Genomic DNA, 18173 nt, shown 5'->3' with positions numbered 1-18173 from the left:
ATTATTTTTTAAACTCCTCAAACCATTTCTTCTGAATCGTGTCATCTGAATCAATCCTTGCGACACCATTAGAAACACTGAGCCGAGGAACTTTTCGTTTATAATTTGGATGGTCTGATAGAGTTTTTTTGGTGGTTTTTTTATTCAAAATAAGACTCATATCATTTTCCTCCTCTTTCTCACACATTGTACACATCCTCCGCTCATACATTTCTAAAAGTATAGACATCTATAAATATGTCTATACCCAGAAATCCATACGTAAAGCAGAAGAACTAGTTGTATTGTATCACGTATCATGTGATACAAAAAGGTAGAAATTTGCAGTTTCCACAACACAATGGTACCTCAGCCATCACCTTAACCGAAGGTGACCCGACTGGAGGTGCCTTTTTACATCCTCATCATTTTTAACTAGTCTGCAGAAGCCCAGTCCTTTAAAATAAATGACATGTAACAACGTTTGAAAGAGCTGAAGAGGTAGACGACAGGAGTATATCTGAGAAGAGTACATCCTATATAAGTAGGAGTGAGAGCACTGAAAATCACATGTTACTATGGTACAAGCGGCAATATGGGCTATATTACGTTAAAGCCGCCGGCAATGAATGAATCAGAGCTCAGCGGAAGCAGTGATAACGAACTATTTCAGCACGTAAATCCTGATGAGATCACAATTCCCTATATAGCCGATGCCAACGTGAGTACATATTTAGATCAGTTAGTCATCGCCCCACAGACGTTTAAAGAAGCTAATGAACAGAGATGCGATATTGAATTTGGTATTGATATGGACCGTGATGGTTACATCACAGGCATTGAATTAACCCTCCTGCCCTCAAAATTCATTGCATTGATCCAATCGCAGGCTTTTAAAATCTATGGGACCATATGGCGGGACAGGGAATTTCATCTCGTCACCTTAGATCATGCGGAGCATGTGTTTAAACCGGAGAATGTCGTCTACAAAATGACGGACAAGGAAGATGCCTTTGTTATTGTAGAGCATGTTGAACCTGAAAATCTCGGTTATCATTATCCAGACCCGGCCCACAGAGGAACTGTAGCTTTGTTTAAAGGCCTGATTTCGGCAAGGGATGATATCTATCCGCTGGAGTATATGAGGGAGCCGGATTTTCAATTGAGGAAAGATGTGTAGCTTGAATCAACTGCAACTATAAATATCTTGACCTGATAAAACTGGCGAACCTTACAATAGAACAGGATTCATGATCCAATCAGGCTTTGGAATTATAAATGGATTCCTTTTTCTATGCTATAATGAAATCGTTAGCGAGTTATATGGAGAAAGTAGGAGTAGATTGTGGACATAAAAATAAAAGATGTCGCCAAAACGGCAGGAGTCTCAGTGGCAACGGTCTCAAGAGTCTTGAATGGCAGTGAATTAGTTACGGAGAAGACAAGAAACAAAGTCCAGAACGCAATAGATCAGATGAATTATCATCCTAATGCTACTGCTAAATATTTACGATCCAAAAAAACGATGACAATAGGAGTAATTGTCTCTGATATCAACGTCTCTTACTACGCAGAAATTGTTAAGGGTATTGAGAATATGGCTTATTCCAGAAAATATAAGGTCATTATATGTGATGCACAAAATCAACAGGATAAAGAAGTCGCGTACCTTGAGCTTCTGCTGAACCGCACGGTGGATGCAATGATTCTTATTACCCACATGGTTTCAGACGAAGTTATTAATGAGTTTGTAGACAATGGTTATCATATTGGAGTAATTGGAAGATTTATTGATAGCCCTAAAGTTCCGTGTATATTTACAGACAACGTTAAATTTTCAAAGCAGGTAGTGGAGCATTTAATTGAAAGAGGACATCGAAATATTGCATTTCTTAGTGGATATCCAGACGCGCTAGATAGTTCCGAACGATTAGAAGGATATATAAAAGCCCTTCAGGAACATCAGCTTGAATACAAGCCTGAACTTATCGAAAACGGTGATTTTAACGAGGAAGGCGGTTATAAGGCTTTTAAGCGATTACTAGACAAAAATATTACATTTAGCGCAATTTATTCAGCAAATGATGAAATGGCTTTAGGTGTATATCGTGCTTGTGCAGAACTAGGAATTCAAATTCCTAATAATATAGCGATTGTAGGGGTAGATAATAATAGAATTTCAAAATATCTTAATCCGCGTTTAAGTACAGTTAACCAGCCCAAATATACAATGGGGGCGTTAATTGCAGAGAAAATTATAGACCAGCTTAATGAAGATGAATTTGATCTTCAAAGAGTCTTTAAAATCGACTCAGAACTAATTATAAGAGAGTCCTCCGATTTTAAAATCTAGATTGACCCTTAGATGTAAGTCGGATAATTGCTTGCCAAAGATAATATAATTAAAGTAATCAATACAACAATCAAGGCTTGTTAATGTATCGAATAAATCTTGTCGGTAGTCTGAAATAATAAATGCTATAGTATATTGTAATCGATTACAGTCAATGATATAATCAACCGTAGAATCAACAACTTAGATGTTCATTTTGTAATCGATTACAGTTTAGAAAGAAATTTAAGGAGGTGTTGACTATCGCAACAAAAATCACGATGTAAAATGATAAGACAATAGGGGATCCATTAATTTAGGAGGTTTTCAAATGAAAAAAACAATGACATTATTTTTAGTTTTAACACTAATGATTGTATCTGTTGCATGCGGAAGCAGTAACGACACAGAGACAAACAATGATGCCGCTAACAATGAAAAAAGTTCAGGTGAGGTTACAGCACAAACCCTTGATTTCTGGGTTTATGAGCCGGAAACCAAAGAGCGTAAAGACGTACTTGTAAAACTGCTGGATCAATATGAAGAAACCTCAGGTCACACCATCAAAACCACGTTTGTTCCGAAAGATGATTTTAACACAAAGCTAAACAGTGCAATTGCTGTTGGAAAAAATCCGGATGTTTCATACCTTGATCAGCCGTTAGTTCCTAAATTTGCAGAAGATGGGGTTCTCCTTGAAATCGAGGAATTTGCTAACGGAGCTAATGGAATTAATAAAGAGGAGTACTATCAAGGTGCATTGGAAACTGCTACGGTTGGTGGTAAATTATTCGGTTTACCAATGAATCAAACAACGGTAGCCTTGTTCTACAACAAAGATTTAATGCCAAATCCTCCAAAGACCTGGGAAGAATGGGTTCAAATGTCTAAAGATTTGTACAAAGCGAATGAAATTGCCGCATTTGAAGGACTCGGTACAGGTGGTTGGGGCGCATGGTTGCTGCCAGCTCTAGTGCATAGCGGCGGAGGGACGATGGTTTCTGAGGATGAGAAAACAGCGACGTTCGGTGATGATAAAGGGATCGCTGCGGTTCAGTTAGTAAATGAGTTACTCCAGTATTCTGATAAGTCTATTAGAGAAAGCAATAACGCATTTGGCAATGGCTTGATTGCAACTAAAATCAGTGGTCCTTGGGAAATGGGTGGCTTCAAAACAAATTTCCCTAACTTAAACTATGGCGTAGCATTAATCCCACACAAAGAGGGAGAACAATCATACTCCAATATTGGTGGAGATGATCTGGTTATTTATGAAAACACCGATTCACCTGAAGCTGCTTGGGACTTTGTCAAATTCCTAACAAACGATGAAAATTCCATCACAATGGCTGACGTAACAGGGAACTTTCCAGTTCGTTTGAAAGCTGCACAAGATCCGAAATTTTCTAATGATCCGGATTTGAGTGTATTCCTGAAACAGATGGAAACTGCAGTAGCAAGACCAACAATTACAGAATGGCTTAAGATCAATGATGAAATTATTGGTAAAGCGTTGGAAGAAGTGTTTATCGGCGGCAGCGAGCCTTCCGAGGTCATGAAGAAAGCCTCTGACGATGCCACTAAAGTAATTAATAACTGATAGTATGTTGTGAGTTGAAGAGCGGAGGGACGTCCTGGTTCCTCCGCTATCTAATAAAGATTGGGTGATTTCATGCTAAATGCACAAAAGCAGAAGAAAAAAAGTCTCTTGGCTTGGATCAAAAGTGAATCGGGGGCTGGCGTTATATTTATAGTGCCACTAATCGTTTATTTTTTGATTTTTCAACTTCTTCCGATCGTACTTTCTTTTGGTGTAAGTTTTACAGAATGGAATTTAAGATCGTCACCTGAATGGGTGGGTTTAGACAATTATAAAAATTTGTTGTTTGATGATGTTCAATACCCGGATTTTTGGCCGTCTCTTCTCGTCACTCTGAAATATATTATTTATAGTGTGCCGTTAGGAATATTTATCGCTCTAGTTTTATCTGCAATGCTAAATTCAAATGTAAAAGGCGAGGGCTTTTTTAAAGTTGCATATTACATACCTAACGTTACTGCAGCGGTAGCCGTAGCAGCAATGTGGGTATTTCTCTTAGATCCCAGAATCGGCCTGGTAAATCAATTGCTTTCGTTAATCCCTGGCTTGGATCAATATTCTACAACCTCATGGCTGAACAATGAAAATACCGCGCTTCCTGCGTTAGGTGTCATGGCTATATGGGGTGGATTAGGATATAACGTATTAATTATTCTTGCGAGTATGAAGGGCATTCCTGAAGATTTATATGAAGCGGCCCGGATTGATGGAGCGAACGCATCACATAGGTTTTTTCGTATTACTTTACCGATGATACAGCCTACTATATTTTTCTTGATTGTAACAGGATTGATTGCATCATTTCAGGCGTTTGATCAAATGTATTTAATGACAAAAGGCGGTCCTAACGGTTCTACAACAACGTATCTCTTCAGCCTGTATAATCATGCGTTTAAGTATTTCGAGATGGGTACAGCCGCTGCGATGTCCTACTTGCTGCTCCTAGTGATTCTTATTGTTACTTGGCTAAACTTTAAATTCATACCTCAGCGTTTAGATGAATAGGGAGGAATCAAAGAAAATGGTTGGAAAGAAAACAGAACGTATCCTCACCTACTTTGTTTTATGTTTATTTGTCATCATCCTAGTGTTCCCGTTTATTTGGCTTCTGTCATCATCCTTTAAGGATAGCAGAGGCATTTTTTCTCCCGAATTTTCCTTGATTCCGAGGGACTTCGAAACGGGAGAAATTTCATTCACTCTTGATAATTATAAATCTGCTATTGAATATATGAACTTTCCTGTGTTGTTTTTTAACACATTTTTAGTAGCAATTATAAATACGGTTACAAATACTTTTTTAAATTCATTGGCAGGATATAGCTTTGCCAGATTGCGCTTTAAGGGAAGGGAATTATTATTTAGATTAATTCTGACCTCTATGATGATTCCGGGAACTGTATTGCTAGTCCCTAATATGATTATTATTAACAAGCTAGGTCTGTATGATCATTTAGGGGCGCTGGTTGTTCCTTTTGTGATATCCGTATATAACATTTTTCTTATGAGACAGCATTTTCTAACTTTGCCTAGAGAGTTGGAGGAGTCAGGGATTGTTGATGGTGCAAGCTGGTACAAAGTATTTCTGAAAATCGCGCTCCCGCTGGCCCGCCCCATTCTTGTTACGCTCGGAATTTTCACGTTTATGTGGAATTATAATAACTTCCTTTGGCCGCTTGTAGTTATCAACAGTCCTGAAAATTATACAATCGCGTTAGGACTAGGAGCACTCTTGTCTACTCTAAAACAAGCAGAGAATTATCCAATAATGATTGCTACTTCTGTCATCGTGGCTGTTCCTCTCATTGTCATCTTCATGTTCCTTCAGAAGCACATTATGAAGGGAATCAGTGCTGGTGGAGTAAAGGGATGATAACCAGATGAGAAGGATATTAATAAAAAAAGGGTACTTTTGGGCGGGACTAACGCTACTAGTAGTTGGAGGGATCTATTTGACAGCACAGATATTTACTAATGACAATACAGAAGGTAGTAATTTTGTCAATAAAAATTCGTTAGAAAATAAGGTTCAAGGCGCTTACCTTCAGACCACGCTCTCATTAAAGAAGGTTAACAATATGAATGTTCCATTTCAAAATGGTATTCCCGTGCCTACTTTTGAGCCTCAAGAAAGAGAAACTCATCTGTTAAACGGTGAATGGGAAAAAATCCGCTTCGAGGCTGATCATGATCTAACCATGTCGCCTAGAGATCAAAAGTGGCTAGACAAAATCAAGAATCTAGAAGGTAAGTATCTTGAAGGAAATTCTGAGGGTTGGGAAGAACACCATATTCCACTACCAGAAAACCGACTAAGTGGTTTGGAACAAGCCCACTCAGCGGAAACGTATGAAAATGGTGTCTGGTATAAACGAACATTTGAGCTTGCCAAGAAAGAAAATAAAGTCTACACGCTGAAGGCTCTAGGCATCAGTTACGTGGCTGACATTTGGTTGAATGGAAATTGGGTAGGCTTTCACGAGGGTGGATTTACGCCATTTGCATTAGACCTTTCTCCTTTTCTAAATGAAGGGGACAACGAAATTCGGATAAGGGTGGATAATCCGCCTTGGGGCAGCAGAAATGAAGTCATCCCCGCCTTGGCATCGACTGACTTTTTTAACTACACGGGCATTATTCATGATTTGTATATCGAAGAGACAGATTCAGTACATATATCTCGTGCAGATATTGTACCTCTTGACACAAAGGGTACCATTCAAATCAAGATTGTCTTAGAAAATCGTATTAGTGAAGGCCGCCATATACGATTAAAAAAACAGCTTTATGAAGCTGACCAGCAGTCACCTGATTTCCTCAATTCACCTCATGCATCAGACATTATAGGTCATAAGATACAAATCACTCCGGCAATTTCAGAGGAGTTCCGCCTAGAACCATTAGAAGTGAAGGCTATAATGTATGAAGTAAAGGTTGAGAATCCTAAGCTGTGGTCGATCGGTAACCCTAACCTATATGTGTCGAAGCTCGAACTAGAGGAAGTGGAGAACGATAACATTATAGATACCTATTACACACAGTTTGGGATTCGAACCGTGGATACAGAGAAAAATCAAATTACGATGAATGATAATGCTGTGTTTCTAGCAGGAATTGCAAGACATGAGGAATGGCCGGCGTATGGAAGAACCGCACAATGGGACCGGATTCGAAAGGATCTGGAACAAATCAAGCAGCTGAATGCGAATATGGTAAGAACCGGTCATTATCCGAATCATGTGTACACATATTTGTTATTAGACAGATTGGGACTGGCTGCAATGAGTGAAATTCCGTTATGGCAATTTGAAACGGTTCATTTCAAAGCACAAGAAGAAAGAAAATTTGCCGATCAGATGTGGAGAGAGATGGTATTTTCACAATATAATCGACCATCTGTTATTATGTGGAGCACTCAGAATGAATCAAAAGATGTGAATTTAAGATTGGAATACAATACGCGTGTAGTCGAAGATCTACACAAACACTATGATGACGGCAGATTAGTTACACAGAGTGCAGCTGCGGATCAACCCGGGTTTAATGATCCATCTATGGAACCTTTGGATGTGGCAGGGTGGACTATGTATTTTGGTATTTTCCACGGAAGCACTTATTATGAGGGCACTCGATTGTTCCTTGAAAAAGCCCACCGCGCCTATCCTGATAAACCTATTCTGAACACGGAATATGGGCATTGGACAGGGGAAACGAATGCAGAATCTGATAAGCAATTAGCGACGTATCACGCAACTTTACAAGCGTTGATGGAGAAATCTACGGTATCTAGAAATGGTAATATCAACCGGGATGGTTATGTAGCAGGGATTGATTTTTGGATTATGTATAACTGGTACGTAAACCATAATGACTGGATTGATACCTTTGGGATCTATCATATGGATCGCTTCACGAAGAAAGAAATTGCAGATTTAATCCAAGCTGATTACAAATCATATACAGGCGCTAACCATGGGTTTGTAACGCAAATGGATTCGCTGCAAGATCTAGTGTTATATACACAAGACGAAGATCTTGTAACTACAGAATTGACGGCAGACTTATCTGAATCTGCAGACTTGACTCCATTTGATTTCATTCAAATCACTGCACATAGCGATCAATTAATTGGCGGCTTAAATATAGTTATTGAAGACCACTCAGGTAGAGCGTGGGAATACTCTTCATACGATATTTTGGCCAAAACGGACTACCCTGTATATATTCCATTGTATAAAGCTGAGAATATCGACCTGCAAAATATAAAGTCCATTCGTATTCATAGCCGCAATGATATTGGTCTTCATCTTAAAGAAATAAAGGCGACCGTTTCAGGGGCAGAAACTTGGTCACCTAAGGAATAGGGTTATTTTGCCAAACTAACGTTAAGAGGTGATATGATGAGAAAACAATTAAAATGGATTAGCACGGTTCTGACCATCTCGATGATAATAACCATATTCCCTAACTTTGCAGTGAATACTGTATCCGCTGCAGGAGAAGAAGTCCAGGTATGGTTAACGACTGGTGATAGAAGTAAATTACTCAGTTCAGAGTCTGGGTTAACATTTACCCCGGAATCAGCACCAGAGCAGTATACAATTAATGTCGATGAAAGTGTTACTTATCAAGAAATGGACGGATTCGGGGCTTCAATGACGGATTCATCAGCCTGGGTTTTATTTAAACAGTTAGATGAAGCTCACCGAGCAGAAGTTATGGAGAACTTATTTGATCCAGTTCAGGGGATCGGACTCAGCTATATTCGAGTACCATTAGGGGCAAGCGACTTTGCGCTCGGTCATTATACATATAATGATCTGCCTCAAGGAGAAAGTGATCCGAACTTAGAGCGGTTTTCTATAGACCACGATAAGGAATATATTATTCCTTTACTAAAACAGGCCTTACAAATAAATCCAGATCTTAAGTTTATGGGAACTCCTTGGAGTGCTCCTGCTTGGATGAAAGACAATCAATCTTTATTCAAAGGCAAGTTAAAAGAAGAAAATTATGAGGTCTATGCACAATATTTTGTGAAATCAATTCAAGCTTATGAAGCAGAAGGTATTGTATTTGATGCGATTACGCTTCAGAATGAGCCCCATTATGAACCAAGCAATTATGCAGGAATGAGAATGGAGCCAGAAGACCAAGCAGCTTTCGTAAAATATTTGGGACCTGCCTTTAAAGCGGCGGACATTGATACTAAGATCATTATCTGGGATCATAATTGGGATGAACCGGACTATCCTATTGAAGTGTTAAATGATCCAGAGGCAAAGCAATACATTGCAGGTTCCGCGTTCCATGGTTATGCGGGCTCTGTTGAGAACCAATCTCTAGTTCATGACCAACATCCAGACAAAGATATTTATTTTACCGAAAGCTCGGGGGGAGCATTTGCACCGGTTTTTGCGGAAAATTTAGTCTGGGATATTCAGAATTTGATTATTGGCGCCACAAGAAATTGGGCCAAAACATCATTGAAATGGAATCTTGCATTAGATCAGAATCATGGTCCTTTCATTGGTGGCTGTGAGGATTGCAGAGGCATTGTAACTGTCAATACGGCTACCTACGATGTTACGTACAATGAAGAATATTATGCTTTTGGACATGCCAGTAAATTTGTAGTTCCTGGTGCTCAACGTATCAAGTCTAATACGTATAGTGGAAGCGTCGAGAATGTAGCTTTCAGGAATCCAGATGGCTCTAAAGTTCTGATCGTATTAAATTCATCCAAGGCTTCTAAATCATTCAAGGTGCGTTGGGGAGGACAAAGTTTCAATTATGAACTTCCTGCAGGTGCGGTTGTTACATTTAAATGGAGTGGTACGCCGGCGGAGCCTGCAATGATTTCGCCATACAGCATAGTTGAGGCTGAAGACTTTAACGAAATGAGCGGGATTACTACCGAGATAAGCAATGATACAGCCGGAGGTAAATTTGTTGGCCAGACTGATGACGGTGACTATATCGCATTCGACAATGTTGAATTTATAGGTGGAACCGCAAGTCTTAAGGTCAGGGCTGCAACGGAGAAGAATGCTCGCATCGAATTTAGATTGGATCGCGCTGATGGCCCACTGGTCGGTCGCGTTGATGTAACCAATACAGGCGGTTGGCAGGAATGGAAGACTAAAACTGCTCCAACTGAAGGTGTAAGCGGGAGACATAAATTGTACCTGGTTTTCAAAGGAAACGTAAATCTGAATTGGTTCCAATTTAGTACTGAATCTTTCCTTGATAGTCTGAATTATTTGTCTTATAATGGCGGATTTGAAGAAGGAAACTTGAATTCCTGGAATAGTTGGAATCCAGACGGACAAGCTGAAGTCCATAAAGTAGATACTAGTGACCCGAGAAGCGGGTACTACAAGCTTACACATTGGTCAGCTGAGGCTTATGAACAATATACTTATAGAACCGTTAAGGTTCCTAATGGAACATATAACGCATCCGTATGGTTGCGCAAGGGAAGCGGTATTCAAACCCGTTTAGATGTAAAAAATTATGGCGGACCTGATAAGTCCGCTGAGGCGAGTTCTGAATTCATCGGTTCGTGGACACCATTAAAAGTTGAACATATTCAGGTGACCAACGGACAAGTAGAGATTGGTATGTATTCTAATTCACCAGCAGGTGAATGGGCATCATTTGATGATTTTGGGCTGTATCCCGTTACTACGAAGGCCCCAACTGCAAAGGCTTCACCAGAATCGCCTGCAAGCCCACAAAATGTGGAGGCCATCGCAGATGACAATAGTAATATTCAATTGACATGGGATCCTGTTGTAAATGCTAGTGGCTACAAAATATATCGTTCAGTAAAAGATATTACGGAATCTACAGTAACAAACTCCGTTTATACAGAATTTTCAGAGCTGAGCTTGACAGCAGCTGACACCACAAATTTTCTGGATTACGGACTGCACAACAATAAAACCTACTACTATGTAGTCACAGCCTATAATAGCAATGGAGAATCTGAGATCTCCGCCTCCGTACACGCAACAACCGGAGCAATAGTTGATTTAACAGCGCCGGCTGTGCCTGTGGGATTGCAAGCAGAGGCAGGGAATGAGCAGGTTAAGCTGTATTGGGAGCATAATTTAGAAAAAGATTTTCTCAGATATAATGTTTATGTAGATGGAACTATGATTGCATCTGTAGATCCTGTTACGGAAACACAATACGTTGTGAACAATCTGCTTCCAGGAAAAAACTATGAATTTGCGATTAGCGCCTTGGATATATCTGGAAATGAGTCGGACTTTAGTGATTCGATACTCTTGTCTCCTAATGCTTCTGGAATTAAATTATCATTCTCTAATCTGGATTTTGAGTTGAATTCATTCGAGGGCTGGTCAGAATGGCATCCGGAAGGTCAGGATATTGCGAACTTTATTGATAATGACAGTCCGAGAGGAGCTTATAAGCTTACGCATTGGGGATCGACTGATTATAGGCAGTCCACTTACCGGACTTTAGATGTACCCAATGGGACCTATAAAGTGCAGGTATGGGTACGTACGGGAGGAGGACAAAATGCTTTCAGATTGGAAGCGAAAAATTTCGGCGGCGATCAGCTTACAAAGGATTTGAGAAGCGCTGAAGGAGGAACGTGGACTCCTTTTGCCATTGATAATATTCAAGTACTCAATGGTAAATTAGAGATAGGCATATTCTCTGATGCTAAAGCGGGAAATTGGGCTGCAATTGATGACTTTGAAATTTATAGCTATGCTCCTTCTATACCTGTGGGATTAAAAGGAATCGGTAGCGATCAAAGTGCAATTTTGCAGTGGTCTGAGAACAATGAGCATGATCTTGCATCATATAACGTGTATCAGAACGGGAATTTGCTGCAGAATGTCACCAGCCGAACTCAGACAATAAGTGGTCTTAATAACGGAGAGCTTTATCGGTACTCTATTAGTGCATTAGATGTTGATGGTAATGAGTCAATGAAGAGTACAGAAATTGAAATTATTCCCAATCGTCCTGTGACAGGTACAAATTTAGGCTTTGAGTTGGGTGATACAACAGGCTGGAACGGATGGGATCTGAGCGGCAATGCACAGTATGTTGATCAAGATGGACCGAGAACAGGGCTATACAAGCTTACACATTGGTCCGACAGCGATTATATGCAGACAACATATCAAACGCTTGAGTTAGACAACGGATTATATCAGGTTTCTGCTTGGGTAAGGTCTGGTGGCGGGCAAAATGCGCTCCGTATGGAAATGAAAAAATTTGGCGGAACAGAACAGTCTATCAACCTAATAGATGCACCTGCTTCAGATTGGAGTCTGTTCGTAAGTGAACCGATTGACGTCAAGACGAACGAACTTGAGATTGGATTGTTCTCAGACGGTAAAGCCGGAAACTGGGCAGCATTTGATGATGTGCAGATTATGAAGCTGCCAAAGAACGCTGCCCCAGTATGGCTGTCGACAGACTCTAAATCAGCATTATTGGGTCAAGAGCTAATATTTACTTTGTTAGCTGAGGACGCCGATGGTGATTTATTGACGTATACAGCAGAGAATTTGCCACAGGATGCAAGCTTTAATTCAGACAAGAGAGAATTCAGGTGGACAGCTACGACATTGGGAGAGTATGTTGTTACATTTATTGCAACAGATCCTTATGGTTTGAGCTCCGAGCTAAAAGTTAACATTACTGTAGATGCAGCTCCGGTAGTAGGCGATGAAAACAGCAACGAAAATATCGGAGGATCTATAGGAAATCACTACGGTGACAACAAAAACGATACCCCCCAACCAGAAGCTAACAAGGTCGTAGTGGATGAGAGCTTACTGCTCAGTCTAAGAGGTCAAGACAAAATAGCTATAGCAATGGGTGGAAAGAAAGGAAAGAAAGAAATTGTACTGCCAGTGCGCGCAGCGGAAATTATTGGAGTCCGTTCAATAACGATTCAGTCCGATGATATTGCTGTTGAAATTCCTAGCAGCCTTCTAAGCAGCCTGCAGCAATTATTGACGAACAAGGAAGCAGAAGGAGCGACGATTGGATTCACATTTGAACCTGTTGAAAAGGAGGAGGTACAGCAACTTCTCGCTCGTGCGGAAAATCAATACGATGCAAAACTTATGGCATTAGGTGACATCTACGATTTCGAATTATACGTAATCACAGCAGGTGGAGAGAAACGTGTGCTAACAACGTTTGTAGATCCGATTACACTAACATTCAGCATTGTTAATGCTGATACCAAATCTAATCTTTTAGGCGTGTATCACGTAAGTAAATATGATGATATGGAGTATGTTGGCGGCAATCTCATACAGGGTAAGATGGTTGCCAAGATCAAACATTTCAGCAAGTATGCTATGCTGGAGTTCACTAAATCATTCAGAGATTTAAGTGATACTCATTGGGCTGCAAATGTAGTCGATACACTTGCTGCTAAGCATATCGTAACCGGTAAAACAAGCGATGTGTTTGATCCTTCCGGCCATGTGACACGGGCTGAGTTTGCGGCCATGATTATCAGAACGTTGGGCATCGATTACAAAGGCAAATCCATAAATACTTTCAGCGATGTGGAGTTAAATGCTTGGTACAACCCCTATGTTGCTTCAGTATATGAAGCAGGAATCGCAATGGGTTCCAGTGCTGTTCATTTTAATCCTGAGGACTTGATAACGCGGGAAGAAATGGCCGCGATGCTGGTGAGAGCCATGGAATTCCATACTGGAACCAAGCTGAATACTACAATAACTGCATCATTTAAAGATCAAGCGGCAATTAGCAATTGGGCTTTATCCGCGGTAAATGCTGCTGCTGACCAAAAGCTTATGCAAGGAGATCAGCTAGGTTTCCGTCCTCATGCTCATGCAACACGTGCGGAGAGTGCACAGGCTGTTTATAACTTGTTTAAGAAAATGAAGTACTAGTGTTGAAGGACCTCCCGTTTTGTGTGGGAGGTTCTTTTATCCCAAATAATTCGTGCTGACAGTATAGTTAAAATTTACTTGTAACCGATTACATTCGATGCTACAATTCAACTAAGAATTATAAAAGATCTTAACGCACAATATTTTGTAATCGATTACATATTATTTTGAAAAGGAGGTGATAGAGATGTGACGCGGAATAAATCAGGCTGCAAGCTGGTTAGATGTACATTATATATTAAGATGAAAGGATCGTGAAATGATGATCAAGAAAAAAATGGTTGCATGTATTACTGCGTTAACCATGTTGGTTCCGATTTGGAGCTCGTCTTTTTCCACACCAACTTATGCGGCAGGAGAAGCTGTTCAAGTGTGGCTCAGCAATCCTAATACGAATAGTTGGTTGACCAAGAAAACAGATCTTAATTTCTCAAGTACCAGTGCAAATGCAGATTATACGTTCACGGTGAATGGTAATACAACGTATCAAACCATGGACGGATTTGGGGCTTCTCTGACGGATGCATCTGCTTGGCTGCTTAAAAATAAACTGAGCACTACGAAACGCTCAGAGGTTATGAATAAATTGTTCGGACCATCCGGGATCAATATCAGTGCACTACGTCAACCGATGGGGGCCAGCGATTTTAACTGGGAGGCATGGACGTATAATGATACGACTAACAATGTAGATGATATGAGTTTATCAGGCTTCTCTTTGTGGAGGGAAGATGCTTACATTCGTCCAATGCTAGATCAGGCATATAATGTGAACAAAGGTAGGATTAAAATTTTTGCAACGCCTTGGAGCCCTCCTGCTTGGATGAAGACAGGCAAGACCTTGTACGGTGATACAGGGGGGACATTACGCACCGATGCTTATAATGCATATGCTGATTATTTCGTGAAATACTTGAAGCAGTACAGTGCAAAAGGCACTCCAGTGTATGCAATATCGGTGCAAAATGAGCCGAAGTTTGCCCCTCACTGGCCTGGGATGTTAATGTCTACAACGGAACAAATTAATTTTATTAACGTGCTTGGACCTAAGCTGGTACAGAACAATCTGAGCACCAAAATCTTAGCTTATGACCACAATTATGATGATATTAATTATCCGAGTACTATTTTAGGATCTAGTGCTTCAACCTATGTAAGTGGCAGTGCTTTTCATTATTACTCAGCACTCACTCACTCGAATCTAACCACACTTCATAATCAATATCCGAATAAAGACATTTGGTTTACAGAAGGAGGAAGCGGTACTTGGATTGGTGGGGGCACGGATAAAGGAATGTTTCAAGATTTAATGATGCATACGATCCGTTTCCCAAGAAACTGGGCGAAGTCGTATATTATGTGGAATATTGCTTTGGACCAGAATAGTGGTCCTGCCCTATCTGGAATAGACGGTGCAAACCGTGGCCTGATTACAATTCGTTCCGACGCTACGGATAATGTGACGTATAATCCCCAGTATTATGGTCTTGGACATAGCAGCAAGTTTGTTAATCCGGGCGCACAGCGCATCCAATCGAATACGTTCCAGGATCAGATGGAGAGTGTGGCATACCGCAATACGGATGGTTCTATGGTAATGATTGTATCCAATCGCCTGGCAAGCGCCAAAACGGTCAAAATTAAATGGGGTACTCAATCCTTCACTTATCAAATGCCAGCCGAAGGAGCAGTAACATTTAAATGGACATCGGGCACTAATTGAAAGACGGTTATTTTTATACAATAACTGTTAATAGAGACAAAGGTCCTTTTATTCGAAATAATCTGACTCAATCGGCTGTGTGAACAACAGCATATCTTAAGTTCATAAAGATGACTCCTGAAAGGCGGGGTCGTCTTTTTTTTGTTGCTTATTTACATAAACGCTACATTCTTTTCATATTGCGCTGACATAGGCTTGGTATTGTATAAACAACAGAGATGTCTATACCTCTTTGGGTTATTTTTTAGATTATATTATTTTTACCATTGGATTTATTGAAGAAATCTAGACAAATGAAGGGGAAATCATGAATGACGCCTGAGCAAGAGACAGAAAGAGAAGTGAAGCTATGAAGAAGCAGCTGCTGGCTGTAGAGGGGACCTTGACCCCGCTCAGCTCCAAAAGTCATATTACATATTCATGCCTGGTAGACGAAGACCCCGCCTCCCTGGACATGGAGTTCAGGTATACGCCCAAGGTGATGGAGGACCCGGAAGCCTCGCGGCTGCTCATTTGGGAAGCAATCGAGAAGTATGAAGCTGCTGAGCTTGTAGAGCTGCGGAAAGCGGAGTGGGAGAGGTACATGCCGCTGCAAAATCTGTTAACCTTGTCGGTCGATGATCCTCATGGCTTTCGGGGGTCCGCTCACCGTCATCCCTCAGAGCAGCGACATATGCTATGTGAGCAGGAAGCCTCTCCCGGATTCCTGGCAGGACCGCTGCCCTCGGGCATCTGGAAAATTACGATCAGCGTGCACTGTGTAGTGACACCGGAGTGCACATATCAGCTTATTGTTCACAAAGGAGGGCAAAGCCGTGATCTGGGTTCCGTTCGAGCTGCACACGCATACACCACATAGTGATGGAAGGCACTCACTGGCGGAGATGTGCAGGGAAGCCGGCAGACTGGGGCTGCAGGGTATTGCATTGACCGATCATAACACGGCGGCAGGGTTAGCGGAGGCCGAGCACATTCAGCAGACAACCGGTGTGGCTGTCATTCCGGGTATGGAGTGGACGACCTTTTACGGCCATATGCTGACGCTGGGGGCACCGTATACCGAGTGGCGGGATCTGGGACCGCGCGATATTCATAAAGGGATACGTCGCGTACATGAGGCTGGAGGCATTGTCGGGATCGCTCATCCGTACACCATGGGAAGTCCGATTTGTACAGGCTGCCACTGGGAGTACGACATTACAGACTGGTCTGACCTGGACTACATCGAGGTATGGCACGGCATGATGCCCGCACTGCGGCCTTATAATCGGCCCGCGCTGCAGCTGTGGGACCAGCTGTTAAATGAAGGCCATCGCATTACAGCCACGGCCGGGCGGGATTGGCATCATTCGGATCTCCTGGGAGGTGCCCCGGCGTTTACGTATATCGGTCTTGAGCATGAAGAGGACCGCTTCTCCCGGGAGAAGGTGGTACAGGCGATCTCTCACGGACGCTGCTACTTAAGCGTCGGGCCACGGCTGCATGTGGAAGCGAGACTCGGCGGGAGGGCCTACTTCCTTGGTGATTGTGTGGACAGCTCAAGTAATATCGGCGGGGAGATGAGCCTGCGGCTTCAGCTGGACTCATCCACGGCTTCCGGTAATTTGGGAGAGCGGGTGGTGGTTACGAAGCTGATTCTTGAATCCAATCTTGGCGAGATCACCGAGATTCCATGGCGCGAGGATCAGAGTGAAGCCGAGCACCTGGTCTCTATAGAAGGTCTGAGGTGGCTGAGAGTGAAAGCGGAGGGACTTATGGAGAGCAGCCCGATCCCTTTGGCGATGACGAACCCGATTTATGTATCGTCCCCTCCCGTGCCTGAACCAGAAAGGGCGGCAGTCTGATGAAGCCATGCCGAATTATTGCACATACCGGCTGTGAGGCTACTCCTTATAATTCAGCAGCTTCCTGTGAAAAAGGCTATAAGGCAGGAGCCGATGTCCTGGAAGTGGATGTCCGGGCGACGAAGGATGGCATTCCGGTGCTTTATCACGATGACGAGCCGGATCTCTCCCGTTATAGCTATGACGAACTGCCTGCAGCCGGTCTTGGTTCCGTTGAAACATTGGAGACGGTGCTGCGTCTCCTACGAGGAAAGAAGGCGGCATTCAATCTGGATCTGAAGACACTGCCGGCTTATGAAGCCGCGACTAGGGTCATTACGGAGCTGCAGGTCTGGGATCAGATTTATTTCACAGGACTGACGGATGCTCTCGCGGGCAGCGATGCCGCCCGGCATGTGATCTGGAATGCACCGGCTGCAGCGCCTCACCTGACGGATGCTGCCTATGAAGAGCAGACACTATCATGGTGTCAATACGCCAGACAGTCCGGCTTCGCCGGCATTAATGTTCAGTACGCCTCCTGTCGGACTTCGCTGGTACGCTGTGCCCGGCAGCATGGATTGGCGGTGTGGGTGTTCACGCTTCCGGCTGATCAAGCCGTGATTACGAAATATATGGACATGGGCGTTGATGCGGTGTCTGTTATGGATGTGACCTACTGCAGCCTGCTTCGGAGGGAATGGCTCCATGACCGTCTGGAGGGCAGGTTAAGCGAGAAAATATGAACCTAGTAAAGGAGGGAGGACGGCGGCTGCGCCGTCCGACA

At 42.2% G+C, this 18173-nt stretch carries 12 protein-coding genes; 11 read left to right on the top strand and 1 reads right to left on the bottom strand.

Features of this window, described 5'->3' with window-relative positions:
- Position 1: 1 nt before the first annotated feature.
- Positions 2–160: a hypothetical protein gene (locus ACH6EH_RS11160; RefSeq protein WP_397332376.1), complete on the bottom strand. Its 159-nt coding sequence runs from the start codon at positions 158–160 to the stop codon at positions 2–4.
- Between the two features lie 369 nt (positions 161–529).
- Here ACH6EH_RS11160 and ACH6EH_RS20225 point away from each other — a divergent pair, with 369 nt between their 5' ends.
- The 11 genes from ACH6EH_RS20225 (at position 530) to ACH6EH_RS11105 (ending at position 18132) form a co-directional block, all read left to right on the top strand.
- Positions 530–1159 (top strand): hypothetical protein, encoded by a 630-nt coding sequence (locus ACH6EH_RS20225; RefSeq protein ID WP_483875081.1) that lies wholly within the window; start codon positions 530–532, stop codon positions 1157–1159.
- 165 nt (positions 1160–1324) lie between these two features.
- The gene (locus tag ACH6EH_RS11150) at positions 1325–2332 is read left to right on the top strand and encodes a LacI family DNA-binding transcriptional regulator (protein ID WP_397332375.1); all 1008 of its coding nucleotides are present in this window, start codon (positions 1325–1327) and stop codon (positions 2330–2332) included.
- A 310-nt stretch (positions 2333–2642) separates the two neighbouring features.
- Positions 2643–3911, top strand: coding sequence for a sugar ABC transporter substrate-binding protein (locus ACH6EH_RS11145; RefSeq protein WP_397332374.1), 1269 nt, complete (start codon positions 2643–2645; stop codon positions 3909–3911).
- Between the two features lie 72 nt (positions 3912–3983).
- Positions 3984–4916 (top strand): carbohydrate ABC transporter permease, encoded by a 933-nt coding sequence (locus ACH6EH_RS11140; RefSeq protein ID WP_397332373.1) that lies wholly within the window; start codon positions 3984–3986, stop codon positions 4914–4916.
- Positions 4917–4932: 16 nt separating this feature from the next.
- Positions 4933–5784, top strand: coding sequence for a carbohydrate ABC transporter permease (locus ACH6EH_RS11135; RefSeq protein WP_397332372.1), 852 nt, complete (start codon positions 4933–4935; stop codon positions 5782–5784).
- Between the two features lie 79 nt (positions 5785–5863).
- Positions 5864–8275: a glycoside hydrolase family 2 protein gene (locus ACH6EH_RS11130; RefSeq protein WP_397332371.1), complete on the top strand. Its 2412-nt coding sequence runs from the start codon at positions 5864–5866 to the stop codon at positions 8273–8275.
- 33 nt (positions 8276–8308) lie between these two features.
- Complete coding sequence (locus ACH6EH_RS11125; protein WP_397332370.1) at positions 8309–13840, top strand: carbohydrate-binding protein; 5532 nt, start codon at positions 8309–8311, stop codon at positions 13838–13840.
- Between the two features lie 259 nt (positions 13841–14099).
- Entirely contained in the window at positions 14100–15563 is a 1464-nt protein-coding gene (locus ACH6EH_RS11120; protein WP_397332368.1) for a glycoside hydrolase family 30 protein, read from the top strand.
- Positions 15564–15912: 349 nt separating this feature from the next.
- Positions 15913–16422 (top strand): hypothetical protein, encoded by a 510-nt coding sequence (locus tag ACH6EH_RS11115; protein ID WP_138224709.1) that lies wholly within the window; start codon positions 15913–15915, stop codon positions 16420–16422.
- Positions 16379–17407: a CehA/McbA family metallohydrolase gene (locus tag ACH6EH_RS11110; RefSeq protein WP_208204113.1), complete on the top strand. Its 1029-nt coding sequence runs from the start codon at positions 16379–16381 to the stop codon at positions 17405–17407. Before ACH6EH_RS11115 ends, ACH6EH_RS11110 begins: the two co-directional genes overlap by 44 nt.
- A complete protein-coding gene (locus ACH6EH_RS11105; protein WP_397332367.1) occupies positions 17407–18132 on the top strand; it encodes a glycerophosphodiester phosphodiesterase in 726 nt (241 codons plus the stop codon). Before ACH6EH_RS11110 ends, ACH6EH_RS11105 begins: the two co-directional genes overlap by 1 nt.
- The last annotated feature ends 41 nt before the right edge of the window (positions 18133–18173 follow it).

Origin of the sequence: Paenibacillus sp. JSM ZJ436, from assembly GCF_044383795.1 — a bacterium.
In the GTDB taxonomy this organism is placed as follows: Bacteria; Bacillota; Bacilli; order Paenibacillales; family Paenibacillaceae; genus Paenibacillus_AQ; species Paenibacillus_AQ algicola.
The sequence above is the reverse complement of the archived record's forward strand: the minus strand, read 5'-3'. Positions and strand labels throughout refer to the sequence as shown.